This is a genomic window from Corynebacterium sp. HMSC11D10 (assembly GCF_001806995.1).
GTDB lineage: Bacteria > Actinomycetota > Actinomycetes > Mycobacteriales > Mycobacteriaceae > Corynebacterium > Corynebacterium coyleae.
Window position 1 is genome coordinate 151,498 of sequence record NZ_KV787039.1, and the last position, 14,332, is coordinate 165,829.

At 60.9% G+C, this 14,332-nt stretch carries 11 protein-coding genes; 10 read left to right on the forward strand and 1 reads right to left on the reverse strand.

Features of this window, described 5'->3' with window-relative positions:
* Positions 1-26 precede the first annotated feature (26 nt).
* Both ftsY and ffh read left to right on the forward strand, forming a co-directional pair.
* Positions 27-1,664 carry a signal recognition particle-docking protein FtsY gene (ftsY, locus tag HMPREF3120_RS04005; RefSeq protein WP_246815409.1) on the forward strand — a complete coding sequence of 546 codons (1,638 nt, stop codon included), beginning with the start codon at positions 27-29 and terminating at the stop codon, positions 1,662-1,664.
* Positions 1,665-1,775: 111 nt separating this feature from the next.
* Complete coding sequence (ffh, locus tag HMPREF3120_RS04010) at positions 1,776-3,404, forward strand: signal recognition particle protein (protein ID WP_070422388.1); 1,629 nt, start codon at positions 1,776-1,778, stop codon at positions 3,402-3,404.
* Between the two features lie 58 nt (positions 3,405-3,462).
* Here ffh and HMPREF3120_RS04015 read toward each other — a convergent pair whose 3' ends face one another.
* Positions 3,463-5,658 (reverse strand): acyltransferase family protein, encoded by a 2,196-nt coding sequence (locus tag HMPREF3120_RS04015; RefSeq protein WP_070450972.1) that lies wholly within the window; start codon positions 5,656-5,658, stop codon positions 3,463-3,465.
* Between the two features lie 391 nt (positions 5,659-6,049).
* On the opposite strand from HMPREF3120_RS04015, the gene rpsP reads away from it, so the two are divergent.
* The 8 genes from rpsP to lepB all read left to right on the forward strand — a co-directional run bounded on the left by rpsP (position 6,050) and on the right by lepB (position 14,332).
* Positions 6,050-6,550, forward strand: a complete 501-nt coding sequence (gene rpsP, locus HMPREF3120_RS04020; protein WP_070450974.1) for a 30S ribosomal protein S16 — start codon at positions 6,050-6,052, stop codon at positions 6,548-6,550.
* Between the two features lie 133 nt (positions 6,551-6,683).
* Entirely contained in the window at positions 6,684-7,463 is a 780-nt protein-coding gene (locus HMPREF3120_RS04025; RefSeq protein ID WP_070450976.1) for an SDR family NAD(P)-dependent oxidoreductase, read from the forward strand.
* 41 nt (positions 7,464-7,504) lie between these two features.
* The gene (gene rimM / locus HMPREF3120_RS04030) at positions 7,505-8,005 is read left to right on the forward strand and encodes a ribosome maturation factor RimM (RefSeq protein WP_070450978.1); all 501 of its coding nucleotides are present in this window, start codon (positions 7,505-7,507) and stop codon (positions 8,003-8,005) included.
* Positions 7,998-9,077, forward strand: a complete 1,080-nt coding sequence (gene trmD / locus HMPREF3120_RS04035) for a tRNA (guanosine(37)-N1)-methyltransferase TrmD (RefSeq protein WP_070422253.1) — start codon at positions 7,998-8,000, stop codon at positions 9,075-9,077. The genes rimM and trmD overlap by 8 nt, the downstream gene beginning before the upstream one ends.
* Positions 9,078-9,181: 104 nt before the next feature.
* Complete coding sequence (locus HMPREF3120_RS04040; protein WP_070450982.1) at positions 9,182-10,567, forward strand: anaerobic C4-dicarboxylate transporter; 1,386 nt, start codon at positions 9,182-9,184, stop codon at positions 10,565-10,567.
* A gap of 36 nt (positions 10,568-10,603) precedes the next feature.
* Complete coding sequence (locus HMPREF3120_RS04045; protein ID WP_070450983.1) at positions 10,604-12,937, forward strand: Tex family protein; 2,334 nt, start codon at positions 10,604-10,606, stop codon at positions 12,935-12,937.
* Positions 12,938-13,036: 99 nt separating this feature from the next.
* Positions 13,037-13,384 (forward strand): 50S ribosomal protein L19, encoded by a 348-nt coding sequence (gene rplS / locus HMPREF3120_RS04050; protein WP_070422256.1) that lies wholly within the window; start codon positions 13,037-13,039, stop codon positions 13,382-13,384.
* 177 nt (positions 13,385-13,561) lie between these two features.
* The gene (gene lepB / locus HMPREF3120_RS04055) at positions 13,562-14,332 is read left to right on the forward strand and encodes a signal peptidase I (RefSeq protein WP_070451062.1); all 771 of its coding nucleotides are present in this window, start codon (positions 13,562-13,564) and stop codon (positions 14,330-14,332) included.

Consider the following 14,332-nt stretch of genomic DNA (forward strand, 5'->3'; position numbering starts at 1 on the left):
TCGTGGCGGCTGGCACACTAGAACGCATGAATACCACTGAGTTGATGAACTCCCCGGCCCTTTGGGTGGCGGTTGCGGTCGTCGTTGCCGTGCTGATCATCGTGGGCATCGTCGTTGCGGGGAAGAAGCGCAAGGAGTCGAAGACCGTTTCGTTTGAGAAGCCGGAGGAGCCGAAGGAGCTCACTCAGCAGGAGAAATCCGGCAATTATCAGGCGAAGGGCGGTTTCAATTTCGCACCGGCGGATGCTCAGCCGAAGCAGCCGGAGCCGATTCGTCGTGACCAGCCGGTTCTGCCGGTAGTCGAGCCTGAAAAGGCCGAGCAGGAGCCGAAGACTGTTATCGAGAAAGCAGTTGCGCCTGATGAAGAGCCATTGCTTGTCGACGACACCACCAGCACGGAGGTAAATCAGCCGGAGCCGGCCGAGCGGCCTGTGGAGGAGCCTGTCGTTGAAGAATGTGCCGTGCCAGAACCGGAGCCGGCACCAGAACCTGAGCCGGTAGCAGAGCCGAAGCCAGCTCCAGAACCGGAGCCGGAACCTGCTGTCGATGAGGCAGAAACCCCTGAGGCCGAATCGGAAACGCCCGATGCGCCAGACACGCCAGACACGGCGGAGGCAGAGGAGGCTGCTGCGGCTGCTGTAGTGGCTCAAGAGGGTGCTGAAGAGGCGCTCCAGGATGGTGCTGAGGTTTCCGATGAGGCTGTCGTTGTTGAGGCCCCCGCGAGCGAACCGATCGATGACATCGCTCCAGCAGCAGGTCGCATGGGCAAGCTCCGTGGCCGCCTTTCCCGTTCTCAGAACGCCATCGGCCAGGGTCTGCTTGGCATTCTTTCCGCTGGCGATCTGGACGAGGACGCGTGGGAGGAGATTGAAGACACGCTGATCTTGGCCGATATCGGTGCGGGTCTGACGATGAAGATCACGGACAACCTGCGCGAGAAGATCGCTGAGCGTGGTGTGGAAAACGAAGCGCAGGCTCGTGCGATGCTGCGCGAAACTCTGATTGAGGCTGCCCGTCCGGAGCTCGACCGTTCGATTAAGGCGATGCCGAATGACGGCAAACCGGCCGTGATCTTGGTTGTCGGTGTCAACGGCACCGGTAAGACGACGACTACCGGCAAGCTTGCTCGTGTGCTCGTGTCTATGGGGCACTCGGTGGTGCTTGGTGCTGCGGATACGTTCCGCGCGGCGGCTGCGGACCAGTTGGAGACCTGGGGCAAGCGCGTCGGCGCTTCCACGGTTCGTGGCAAGGAGGGTGCGGACCCGGCTTCGGTGGCCTTCGATGCTGTGGCAACTGGTGTTGACGAGGGTGCTGATGTGGTGCTCGTCGATACGGCGGGCCGCCTGCACACCTCCACGGGTCTGATGGATCAGCTGGGCAAGGTCAAGCGCGTCGTGGAGAAGAAGAGCAACGTCGATGAGGTGTTGCTGGTGCTCGACGCGACGGTGGGGCAGAACGGCATTGCGCAGGCGCGTGTCTTCCGTGAGGTTGTTGACATCACGGGTGTGGTGCTGACCAAGCTCGACGGCACCGCCAAGGGCGGTATCGTTTTCCAGGTTCAGGAGGAACTTGGTGTGCCGGTAAAGCTGGTTGGTCTTGGTGAGGGCGCGGACGATCTTGCGCCGTTTGAGGTTGAGAGTTTCGTCGACGCTCTTCTCGGCTAAGCGCTTGCTTGTCGACGACCCCGCGCCCCCGGTGATGTGCCCATCACCCGGGGCGCGCGCTAGTCTTGTGGGGATTCTTTTCCGCTAGAAGCAAAAGGGAGCGTGCACACCGTGTTCGAGTCACTGTCCGACCGCCTCCAATCAGCCCTGGGTGGTCTGCGAGGCAAGGGCAAGCTCACCGAGGAGGATATTAACGCCACGGCTCGCGAGATTCGTATCGCGTTGCTGGAGGCGGACGTGTCGCTTCCGGTTGTGCGTGCGTTTATTAAGCGCGTCAAGGAGCGTGCCCTCGGTGCCGATGTTTCGGCAGCGCTGAATCCGGCGCAGCAGGTCATCAAGATTGTTGATGAGGAACTGACAAACATTCTCGGCGGTGAGACTCGCCGGTTGAATTTGGCGAAGAACCCGCCGACCGTGATTATGCTCGCCGGTCTGCAAGGTGCTGGTAAGACCACCCTGGCAGGTAAGTTGGCTAAGCACTTGGCTAAGCAGGGCCACACCCCGATGTTGGTGGCGTGTGACTTGCAGCGCCCGGGTGCGGTGCAGCAGCTCCAGATTGTTGGTGAGCGCGCTGGTGTGCCGACGTTTGCCCCGGATCCGGGTACGTCCATCGACTCGTATGAGCACGAGATGGGCACCTCGCACGGTGATCCGGTTGCGGTGGCGCAGCAGGGTATTGAGCACGCCAAGCAGAACAAAAACGATGTGGTCATCATCGATACTGCGGGCCGCCTCGGTATCGATGAGACCCTGATGACTCAGGCCCGCAACATCCGTGATGCAGTGAATCCGGATGAGGTCATTTTCGTTATTGATGCGATGATCGGTCAGGATGCGGTGTCTACCGCCGAGGCGTTCGCTGCTGGCGTCGACTTCACTGGTGTTGCACTGACCAAACTTGATGGCGACGCCCGTGGCGGTGCCGCGCTGTCCATCCGTGAGGTCACGGGCAAGCCGATTCTCTTTGCGTCGTCTGGCGAGAAGCTCGACGACTTCGACGTGTTCCACCCGGACCGCATGTCCAGCCGTATTCTCGGCATGGGTGATCTGCTGTCGCTGATTGAGCAGGCTGAGCAGACTTATAACGAGCAGGACGCTGAGGCAGCCGCAACCAAGTTGGCTTCCGGCGAACTCACACTGGAGGACTTCCTCGACCAGTTGCTCATGATTCGTCGCATGGGGCCGATTGGCAACCTGCTCAAGATGATGCCTGGCGGCAAGCAGATGAACCAGATGGCGGACATGGTCGACGAGAAGCAGCTCGACCGTATCCAGGCCATCATTCGCGGTATGACTCCTCAGGAGCGCCAGGATCCGAAGATTTTGAACGCATCGCGCCGCAAGCGCATCGCTAACGGTTCCGGTGTGAAGGTCTCGGATGTGAACCAGTTGGTGGAGCGCTTCTTCGAGGCGAAGAAGATGATGGGGCAGATGGCCAGCCAGTTCGGCTTGCCGGGTATGCCTGGCATGGGCCGAAGCGCTACCAAGAAGAAGCCGAAGGGGCGCCGGGGCAAGAACGGCAAGCGCAAGCCGGTGAAGCGCGGTGGAAATCAGGGCATGCCGAAGATGCCAGGGATGCCAGGAATGCCAGGAATGCCGGGCATGGGTGGCGGTATGCCGGATATGAAGGATTTGGAAAAGTTGCAGAGCCAGCTTCCTGCGGGCATGCAGGGCATGGATCTCAACAACCTCGATTTCAACGAGGCGATGAAGCGTATGCAGAAGGGGAAGTTCTTCTAGCGCGCAGCGCGCCGCAGCGCGAACGCTTCACAGATCAAAGGGGGGAGAGGCCAGCACTTTAGAGGGTGTTGGCCTCTTCGCCATCTTGGGCAGAGTCGGTGGCGGTTTCGGGGGCCAGCGTGGTGTCGTCGATAAGCCCAAGCTTGTTGAAGATCGGGGTGAGCTCTTCCCACATCAATGGGGCGAGCGATTCGGCGTACGCGTTGGAGATGTGATTCTGGTCGCGGTAGATGTAAATGTTGCCGATCTGCGGCGGGCAGATGCCGTCGATGCAGTACCAGCTGGCGGTGTCGATTTCCCACTGGTTGTAGCCGCCGTCGAGGAAGTACTTCGCAGGGTCTTCAGGGGAGTAGACCACGTGTGCGTCCATGGAGCAGTCGGCTTCGGAGTATCCGGCTACGAGGCACAGGTTGGGGTCCATTGGGTCGCCGTCGGGGTTGAACATCCATGGGTTGTCGCGCAGGCCGACGAATGGGATGCCGTATTCAGCGAGGCGTTGCCAGAAGTTTGCGTATGCGTCAGGCACGTAGTCCTGAGAGGCGATGCTACCGCCTGCGTGACCTGCGGGGCGTGTGGAGGTGGAGATCACCATGGCAGGGTTGAGTTCGACGAGTTCTGCGAACGCGTTCTCGCCCCATTCTGCGCATTCTGGCGAGACAATGTCGGCGTTGGCGGGGTCCCAGGGGCCTCCGACGACGAGTGGGCATTCTTGGCGCACGAATGTTGCAACTTTGAAGCCGTGGCGTTTGCCAAGGATGTCCAGTGGGATGCCGAATGGTTCGATGTGGGAGCCGCCGACCAGTGCGATGGTGGTGTCGGCTTCCAGGTCACCGTATACGCAGTGAGGTCCCGGCATGATGTCTGGGCCTTCGGGGAGGAAGACCATGCAGTTGTCCAGCCCGATTGGTGGGTAGATGCCTGCAACCAGGTTCGGGTCTGGTCGGGCTTCGACGTCGGGGACTTCGGCGCCGGCGAGTGCGAGTGCGCCTGGGTAGATGGCGGGGTCGAGGGGTTTGTCGGCGTCGTCGATACGATCGTTCCAGATTGGCTGGATGGCAAGTGCTGCGGCAAACAAAGCGGCGGTGAGCACACCACCCGTTGCGCGGAATTTTCCGGGCCACGTGCGTAGCGACGACCCCGCGTCGCGCACCGGCGTATCCATGGCACGCGGGCGCGCACGATGCTGGCGTAGTGGATCTTCCACCAGCATGTGGGTGATGTGTGCGAGGGCGAGGGACACGGCGATGACACATGCGCCGAGCCATGCTGGGGGAACGGCGTATCCGCCGAGGGCGGTGACGATGATCAAAAGCGGCCAGTGCCAAAGGTAGAGCGAGTAAGCGATCTTGCCCAGCCAGGTCATGGGTGCAGATGCCAGCACGCCGGAGACAGCGTTGCTGTTGCCTGACAGGATGACCAGTGCGGCACCGGTCAGTGGCAGCAGTGTGAGGGGGCCGGGGAATGCGAGCGACGTTGGGATAACGATGCCGGTGATGGTGATCATTGCGACGCCGAGTAGCGCAGTGAACCAGGCGAAACGCTGTGGGAAGAATCGCTCGGCTGGTACGAAGGCGAGCAGTGCGCCGAGGGAGAGTTCCCATGCGCGAGAGAACGTGGAGTAGTAGTTGGCGCCGGTGCCGACGAAACCGAAGCGGGAGGCCCAGGCGAAGGAGGCGATAGTGATGAGTGCCAGCACTCCGATGGCTACGCGTCGCGCCCAGACAGGGTTGGCTTTGAGCTTCGATACTGCAACAGCCAATAGGGTGCCCATGAGGATGCCGAAGATGTAGAACTGGCCCTGGACCGACATTGACCACAGGTGCTGTAGCGGGGATGTTTCCTGGCTTGCTGCAGCGTAGTCGGCATTTTGGGCGATGAGTTCCCAGTTTTGGTAGTACAGCATCGACGCTGTGACTTGGCTCGCGAGCTGCTGGCTCATCAGTTCTGGCGTAAACGCGAGAACGAGAAGGACAACGCTAACGATGACAAGTGCGAGCGCCGGTACGAGTCGGCGGATGGTGCGCCACAGGGGCCACCACGGGTTCAGGTTTGGGTTCGGACGCAGGGCGTATCGCAGTTGCCCGCCAAGGAAAAAGTAACCGGACAGCAGCAGGAAGACGTCGACGCCACCAGAGACACGTCCGACGAAGACGTGGAACAGGACGACGAGTGCGATGGCGTATCCACGCAGCCCATCGAGGTCGACGCGGTATGCGGTCGAGCCTTTTGTCGACTGTGCCGATTGTCCTGCCATCGTGTCCAACCTTGTCAACTACTTCTATTTCGTTACAGGCGACGTGTATTGCAGCTGGCAATGCGCGTCGCAATCGGTAAAGACCATACAGTCTGAACTTTGCATGACCGAACCAGCCACACCGGGGCATTGCAAGGCATTGCCGTGCGGGAGTTTGGTGTCTTGGGGTTTTAGCCCGTAAGGTGTCAAAGGTTGTCTGACGTCATTGTTGGCGTTTGGCACGACAAGTCTATAACTGCGTACGCGCCGGATCCGTCTGGATCCTTCCCAGGTTGCCTGGGAGGGGATGGTCGACCGGCCAGGCACGCGCAGGGTAAATAAGAAGGGTTGAACCGGCTCGTCGAGAAGCGGCGGGTGTCTGCACTGCCCAGTGACCTAAAGGAAGTACACCATGGCTGTCAAGATCAAGCTGCAGCGCGTTGGCAAGATCCGCAACGCTCAGTACCGTGTCGTCATCGCTGATGCTCGCACCCGTCGTGACGGTGCTGTCATCGAGAACATCGGCATCTACCACCCGAAGGAAGAGCCGTCGCTCATCCGCATCGATTCCGAGCGCGCTCAGTACTGGCTGGGTGTCGGCGCACAGCCGACCGAGCCGGTGCTCGCGCTGCTGAAGGTGACCGGCGACTGGCAGAAGCACAAGGGCCTCGACGGTGCTGAGGGCACCCTCAAGGTTGCTGAGGAGAAGCCGTCCAAGCTCGACCTGTTCAACCAGGCTCTGGAAGAGGCTAAGAACGGCCCGACCGCTGAGGCGATCACCGAGAAGCGCAAGAAGGCTAAGGAAGACGCTGAGGCTAAGGCAGCTGCTGAGGCTGCAGCTGCCGCAGAGGCCGAGGCTGCAGAGGCCGAGGGCGAGGCTGCTGAGGCTGAGGCTGAGTCCGAGGAGGCATAAGCCTTTCGCTTATCGACGACACCCCGCACCCGCACACATTTCGTGCCGATGCGGGGTTTTTCGTGCTGCGACTTTGTAAAACTTGCGTACGGTTGGGCATGCAGACATTTCCTAATCGAAAGGGGAGCGGATCATGGCTCGTACGTTTTTGGTGACTGGTGGCGCGGGCGGCATTGGCAAGGCCACTGCGGAGTTGCTTACCTCTCGCGGTCACAAGGTGATTACTGCCGATATTGCGAATGCGGATATCAATGCGGACCTCACAACTGTTGAGGGCCGGCAGGCACTCGTTGATGAGGCAACCAAGCTTTCCGAAGGAAAGCTCGACGGCGTCATTGCGAATGCCGGTATGCAGGCGCCGACGCCGAAGACCGCGCAGGTGAACTACTTCGGCGCGGTGGCAACGCTTGAGGGGCTTCGTCCGCTGCTGGAGAAGTCGGATGCGCCGCGCGCTGTGGTGACGGCGTCGATCGCATCACTGCAGCCGGCGGATGACCAGTTGATTGAAGCGATGCTTGCTGGTGATGAGGAAGCCACCGTCAAGCGTGGTCAGGAACTTGCTGACCAGGGCCCCGAAGTTGCATACCTTAACTACTCGTCCTCTAAGCAGGCCATTGCTCGTTGGGTGCGCAAGAACGCGATCTCCGAGGAGTGGGCTGGCAAGGGCATTGCGCTCAACGCTATTGCGCCGGCCGTCGTGATTTCCCCGATGACTGAAGAGCTGCGCAACACCGACGAAGGTCGTGCGCAGTTGGCACAGGTGCCGATGCCGCTGAACGGTTGGATGCCGGCAGAGGCCGCGGCCAGCTTTATTGCATGGCTGACCAGTGAGGAGAATACCCACCTGTGCGGCCAGGTTGTCTTTATCGACGGCGGCTTCGACGCCACGGTTCGTGGCGACAAGGTCTGGTAGGCCGACAAGGGCAATTTGTGGGACTGCTACCGTAGCCGATTATGGAGCTCAATATTGGCCGCGTCGTGAAGTCGCACGGCGTGAAGGGTGAGGTAGCAGTCGAGCTCCTCGCCGACGAGTCTGAAGACCACATTGTTGTCGGCGAGGTGCTCACCGGCCGCCAGGCCGGCAAGGAACAGCACTTGACTGTGAAGACGGTTCGGCCTCATCAGAAGCGCCTCCTCGTCAGTTTTGAGGAGGTGCCAGACCGCACCGCTGCGGACAGTCTGCGGGGCATGAAGTTTTTTGCAGAACCTCTGGAGCGCGACGAGGATTCCGACGAGTACTACAACCACGAACTCATCGGGTTGAAGGTCCGCCATGACGGCGATGAAGTTGGCGCTGTTACTGGCGTGATGGATGCGCCGAATCGCAAGATTCTGGAGATCGACTATCACGGCAAGGAAGTCCTCGTGCCCTTCGTGATGGAGTTTGTGCCGGATATTGACCTCGCTGATGGCTACCTGGTGATTACGCCGCCGGAGGGACTACTTGATGTCTAACCCGAAGCCAGCGCTTCGCCTTGATGTCGTCACTATTTTTCCCGAGTACTTGGACCCGCTGCGCCACGCGCTGCTGGGCAAGGCGATTGAGCAGGGAATCCTCAACGTCGGTGTGCATGACCTGCGTGATTGGGCGACGGGTAACCACAAGTCGGTAGACGCGCCCCCTCTGGGCGGTGGTCCTGGCATGGTGATGAAGCCGGAAGTGTGGGGGCCGGCGCTCGACGATATCGCTGCGGGACGCACAGGCACGGAGCTGGACTCGGCGGCCAAGCACCGGAATGACAAGTTGCGTCACGACGATGTCGCAAACGTTGCACCACGCCCTTACGAATCCCCAGTGGCAGGCGATGACGCCTCAAAGCCGCTGTTGCTCGTTCCCACTCCGGCAGGTAAACCATTTACGCAGGCGGATGCCCGTGCCTGGTCGCGCGAGGAACACATTGTGTTCGCTTGCGGGCGCTACGAGGGAATCGACCAGCGTGTCTTCGAGGATGCGAAGCAGCGCTACCGGGTGCGTGAGGTGTCCATTGGTGACTATGTACTCATTGGTGGCGAGGTCGCCGTACTGGTCATCGCGGAGGCAGTCACCCGGTTGATCCCCGGAGTGCTTGGCAACACTGAAAGCCACGAGGAGGACAGCTTCTCGGATGGGTTGCTTGAGGGCCCGAGTTATACAAAACCACGAGTATGGCGGGGGATCGAGGCTCCGGAGGTGCTTACCTCTGGCGACCACAAGAAGGTTGAAGCGTGGCGCCGTGAGCAGTCGCTGAAACGCACCCGTGCCGTCAGGCCCGAATTGCTCGAACAGGTGGAGCTCAGTGAAGAGGACCGGTTCATGCTGGATTCGCGTGAGGTTGTGTCGGTGTTCGAGGTGGGCGGACAGCGGGTCGTCGCAAAGCAACTGCGACGGGCGCTGAAACAGGCAGGCTACCGCGCGGAGACGATCGAGCGGAACGAAACGACGCTAACTGTAAAAGGGCGAACCGCGCTGTCGCTGGAGGATGCGACGCAAGCGGTTGCGGATGCGTTGCCGAAGGGCACGCAGTGGAGCGGGTACACGGCAGGGTAATGCCTGCTGAGGTGGTAGAAATCACCTTGGAATAATTTAAAGATCTGATCATTGATCGCGTAATGTTTGGTGTGTTACACGCGTTGCAAAACGAAAGGACACCCATGCTCGCGTCAGTGCTCGACCCCACCTCGGGGCTCGCAATTGTCCTTCAAATCGCCGTTATTCTTGGCGCTCTTCTGCTCGGCACGCGGTACGGGGGCCTTGGGCTCGGTCTGATCTCTGGCATCGGCCTTATGCTCATGGTCTTCGTCTTCGGTCTGGAGCCGGGCGAACCACCGGTGGGCGTTATGCTCACCATCATCGCAGTCATCGGCTGTGCGGCGACCCTCCAACAATCGCGCGGATTGGAGGTGATGATGCAGCAAGCCGAGAAGCTCCTTCGCGCCCACCCCGAACGGATCACCCTGCTGGCTCCGGTGACCACATGGTTCCTCACCGTGCTGTGCGGTACCGGCCACGTGGTGTACACCATGTTCCCGATTATCGAGGACATTGCGGTGAAGAAAGGGATTCGCCCAGAGCGTCCTATGGCGGTGGCTTCCACTTCTGCGCAGATGGGTATTACTGCCTCGCCGGTGTCGGTTGCCACCGTGTCGCTCGCGTCGATTTTGGCGGAGAACGCCGGAGTGATCGATAAGGCGTACTCGATCCCGCAGATTCTTATGGTTGCCATTCCGGCTTCGCTTTCCGGCGTGATCTTGGCCGCGCTGTGGTCGCTGCGTCGCGGCAAGGACCTGGACAAGGATCCGGTATTCCAGGAGCGCATGCAGGACCCGGCGTTTGCGGAGTCCATCAACAAGTCCAGCCACTCGCTTCTGGACGAAGTCTTTCCAAAGTCCGCCCGCAACGCGGTATGGGTCTTCCTTGCCGCGATCGCGTTCGTGGTTGTTCTCGGCGCGTTTGAGGGCCTGCGTCCCGCGTTCGACGACGGCGATGGTGGCATGAAACCGCTGTCCATGAACCTCGCCATCCAGATGGTGATGCTCTTTGCCGGTGCGATCATCTTGCTGTTCTGCAAGGTGGATCACAAGAAGATCGCCTCGACACCGGTATTTAAGGCGGGCATGACCGCGGTGTTCTCCGTGTTTGGCGTGGCCTGGATGGCGGATACGTTCTTCGCGGCGCACATCGACCAGCTCGAATCCAGCCTCGGTTCTGTTGTGGAAGCTGCCCCGTGGGCGTACGCCATCGTGTTGCTGATTGTGTCCAAGTTGGTGAACTCCCAGGCTGCGGCGCTGGTCGCCATCGCCCCGATCGGGCTTGCCTTGGGCATCGACCCGAAGGTCATTGTCGGCTTCTACGGCGCGGCGTATGGCTACTGGATCCTGCCCACCTACCCGTCCGACCTGGCTTGCATCGGCTTCGACCGCACCGGTACCACCCGAATTGGCAAGTTCGTGATCAACCACTCGTTCCTGATTCCGGGTGCGATCTCGGTGTTCACTTCGTGCGTGGTGGGCTCGATTCTGGCGCAGGTGCTGCTGTAAAGCTGGCACAACAACGGCGCGACTAAGATCGCCCGAATGACATCAATCGCAGTCACCATCGCGAACGAACTCAACATTCGGGAATCTCAGGTCGAGCAGGCGCTGAAACTGCTCGCCGAGGGCAACACCGTGCCGTTCATTTCCCGCTACCGCAAGGAAGCCACCGGTGGGCTCGACGACGGGCAGTTGCGCCACATTGAGGAGCGCAACATCTACCTCGTCGAGCTCGCTGAGCGCAAGACCGCGGTGCTCGAAAGTATTGAGGAGCAGGGCAAACTTACCGACGATCTCAAACGCGAGATTCTCGCAGCCGATACGAAGGCGCGCGTTGAGGACCTGTACTTGCCCTACAAGAAGCGTCGCAAGACTAAGGCGGATATCGCCCGCGAGGCGGGTCTTGAGGATTTGACGCAGTTGCTTATCGACGACCCCACCGCCACCCCCGAGACCCTCGCCGAGAGGTACCTCTCCGAAGGATTCCCGGACACGAAGGCTGCACTCGACGGTGCCCGCGCGATTCTGGTGGACCGGTTCGCCACTGACGCCGACCTGGTCGGTGCGGTGCGTGACCGCGTGTACGAGCAGGGCACCATGCGCTCCTCGGTCGTTGAGGGCAAAGAACAGGAAGGTGCGAAGTTCGCGGACTACTTCGATTTCTCGGAGCCGTTCGACAAACTGCCCAGCCACCGCATTCTGGCGTTGCTGCGTGGTGAGAACGAGGGCGTGCTCACGCTCAACCTCGACCCGGGAGACGAGGCCGTCTTTGAGGGCATGATCGCGGATCGTTTTGATCTGCCGGTGAAGGATTCCGCGTGGTTGGCCAAGGCGGTGCAGTGGGGTTGGCGCACGAAACTGCAGGTGTCGGCCAACCTGGATACCCGCATGCGGTTGAAGGAAAAGGCCGAGGAGGGCGCGCTGCAGGTGTTCAAGACCAACCTGCGCGACGTGCTGCTCGCCGCCCCCGCAGGTCAGCGCGTAACGCTCGCGCTTGACCCGGGCTATCGCAACGGCGTGAAGTGCGCGGTTGTGGACGGCACCGGCAAGGTGCTGGCCACGACAATCGTCTACCCGCACCAGCCGCAGAACCGTTGGGACGCGTCGCGCGCCGAGTTAGCGTCGCTGGCTGCCCAGCACGGAGTCGAGCTCATCGCTATTGGCAACGGCACCGCTTCGCGCGAATCGGAAAAGCTCGCCGGCGAGGTAGCGGACCTCATCGCACAGGCTGGCGGCAAGCGCCCGACTCCGGTGGTTGTGTCCGAATCAGGCGCGTCGGTCTATTCGGCAAGCCCGATCGCAGCCGAAGAGTTCCCAGACATGGATGTCTCGCTGCGCTCCGCAGTGTCCATTGCGCGCCGCCTGCAGGACCCGTTGGCGGAACTGGTCAAGGTTGACCCGAAGTCGATCGGCGTGGGCCAGTACCAGCACGACGTGAATCAGACGGCGCTCGCACAAACGTTGGACGCTGTGGTGGAGGATGCGGTGAACTCAGTTGGCGTGGACGTCAACACGGCTTCGGCACCACTGCTTGAGCGTGTCGCTGGTCTGTCCGGCACGGTGGCGAAGAACATCGTGGCGTACCGCGACGAGCACGGCAGTTTTGCTACCCGCAAGGAGTTGGGCAAGGTTCCGCGTCTGGGGCCGAAGGCATTCGAGCAGGCCGCTGGCTTCCTGCGTATCCAGGGCGGGAAGAACCCGCTCGATGGCTCAGCGGTACACCCGGAGGCTTACCCGGTGGTGGAGCGCGTCGCCCAGGCGACGGGTCTGAACACCGAGCAACTCATTGGCAACACGGCGGTACTCACCAAACTCAAGCCGGCGGATTTCGCTGACGACACCTTCGGTGTGCCTACCGTGACCGACATTCTCGCCGAGCTGGACAAGCCGGGGCGCGACCCGCGCCCTGAGTTTAAAACTGCGGAGTTCAAGGAAGGCGTCAACGAGGTCAAGGATCTCAAGCCCGGCATGATCCTCGAGGGAACCGTGACCAATGTTGCGGCTTTTGGCGCGTTCGTGGATGTGGGTGTGCACCAGGATGGTCTGGTTCACGTCTCCGCGATGAGCCACAAGTTTGTTTCCGACCCTCACGAGGTGGTGCGCTCCGGCGAAGTAGTCAAGGTCAAGGTGATGGATGTGGATGTCGCTCGCAACCGCATCGGGTTGAGCCTGCGGCTTGACGACGAGCCCGGCCAGCCCGGCCAGCCCAACAGCCAGAAACAGCGCAGTGGCCAGAACCGTGGCCAGAACCGTGGCGGTCAGAAGCAGCGCCAGGGGCGAAACCAGAACCGGGGCGGTGATCGTCGTCAAGCATCTGGCTCGATGGCGGACGCGCTCAAGCGTGCCGGATTTGGGAAGTGGCCGGGCAGTATGTAGAATGCTGCAGGTTGTTGTAATCGACACGAACCGGCCGAGCGCCCTGATTAGGGAAGTGCCGCCAGGGTCCTCTGTCCGAAAACGAAAAGGATTGCTTTCATGAGCAACGGCATTATTGATCTGGTTGACGCAGGCCAGCTCCGTGACGATATCCCGGACTTCCGCCCGGGCGATACCCTCGACGTTCACGTTAAGGTTATCGAGGGTTCTGTGACCCGTACTCAGGTGTTCACTGGCTTCGTTGTGCGTCGCCAGGGCAGCGGTATCCGCGAGACCTTCACCGTCCGCAAGGTTTCCTTCGGCATCGGCGTTGAGCGTACCTTCCCGGTGCACTCCCCGAACCTGGAGAAGATTGAGGTCGTCCGCAAGGGTGACGTCCGTCGTGCGAAGCTGTACTACATGCGCGATCTGCGCGGTAAGGCTGCTCGTATTAAGGAGCGTCGCTAGTTTTAGCCGCACCACGTGCCCCGTCCGAGTTTCTCGGGCGGGGCACGTTGCGTTCTCAGGGTGTCGGGGTGCGGTGCTAACCTATCCGGCGTGACCAACGCGAATGTGCCCGCCAACGGGCAGCCCCAGACCCCTAAGCCGCACAACCCGTACGCTGCCGAGGATGCATCGTATGAGGTGAACGCTGCAGACCGCCCTGCAAACGGCGCTGCAAACGGCGCTGCAAATGGCGCTGACTGCAGCGACGAGAAGCAGAACCTTCCCTGGTACGTCGAGATCCCGGTGGTAGTTGTGCTCACGTTGGTGATCATGTTCGTGCTGCAAACGTTTATCGGCCGGCTGTATGTCATTCCGTCGGCGTCGATGGAGCCAACGCTGCACGGCGAGGACGGTTCGGGCGACCGCATTTTTGTGGAGAAGGTCAGCTATTACTTCTCGGACCCTGAGCCGGGTGATGTCATCGTGTTCGCCGGTACGGATTCGTGGAACACGGGTTTTTCCTCCAACCGTTCTTCGAACCCTGCGATTCGTGGGTTGCAGGAGGTGGGTTCCTGGGTTGGTTTGGTGCCCAAGGATGAAAACACGTTGGTCAAGCGCATCATCGCTACCGGCGGACAGACTGTCTCGTGTCAGGCGGGCGACCCGGCGGTCATGGTTGATGGTAAGCCGATCGATCAGTCGTACATCTTGCAGCCGAACTTCTACCCGGTGGATGAGGAGACCGGATCGGATGCGTGTGGTGGTCCGTACTTCGGCCCGGTGACGGTGCCGGAAGGCCACTACTTCATGATGGGCGATAACCGCACCAACTCGCTGGACTCTCGCTACCACTTGGGGGATCAGTTCCAGGGAACTATTCCGGAGGAGAATATCCGCGGCAAGGTGCAGGCGGTTGTCTTCCCGCTGAACCGCCTTCAGGGTGTGTCGGACCCGGACATTCAGCAGTAG

Coding starts and splice junctions, on each gene's coding strand:
- HMPREF3120_RS04045 (WP_070450983.1), top strand. CDS start 10,604: ATGACATCAATCGCAGTCACCATCGCGAACGAACTCAACATTCGGGAA.
- ftsY (WP_246815409.1), top strand. CDS start 27: ATGAATACCACTGAGTTGATGAACTCCCCGGCCCTTTGGGTGGCGGTT.
- rplS (WP_070422256.1), top strand. CDS start 13,037: ATGAGCAACGGCATTATTGATCTGGTTGACGCAGGCCAGCTCCGTGAC.
- HMPREF3120_RS04015 (WP_070450972.1), bottom strand. CDS start 5,658: ATGGCAGGACAATCGGCACAGTCGACAAAAGGCTCGACCGCATACCGC.
- HMPREF3120_RS04040 (WP_070450982.1), top strand. CDS start 9,182: ATGCTCGCGTCAGTGCTCGACCCCACCTCGGGGCTCGCAATTGTCCTT.
- trmD (WP_070422253.1), top strand. CDS start 7,998: ATGTCTAACCCGAAGCCAGCGCTTCGCCTTGATGTCGTCACTATTTTT.
- rimM (WP_070450978.1), top strand. CDS start 7,505: ATGGAGCTCAATATTGGCCGCGTCGTGAAGTCGCACGGCGTGAAGGGT.
- rpsP (WP_070450974.1), top strand. CDS start 6,050: ATGGCTGTCAAGATCAAGCTGCAGCGCGTTGGCAAGATCCGCAACGCT.
- HMPREF3120_RS04025 (WP_070450976.1), top strand. CDS start 6,684: ATGGCTCGTACGTTTTTGGTGACTGGTGGCGCGGGCGGCATTGGCAAG.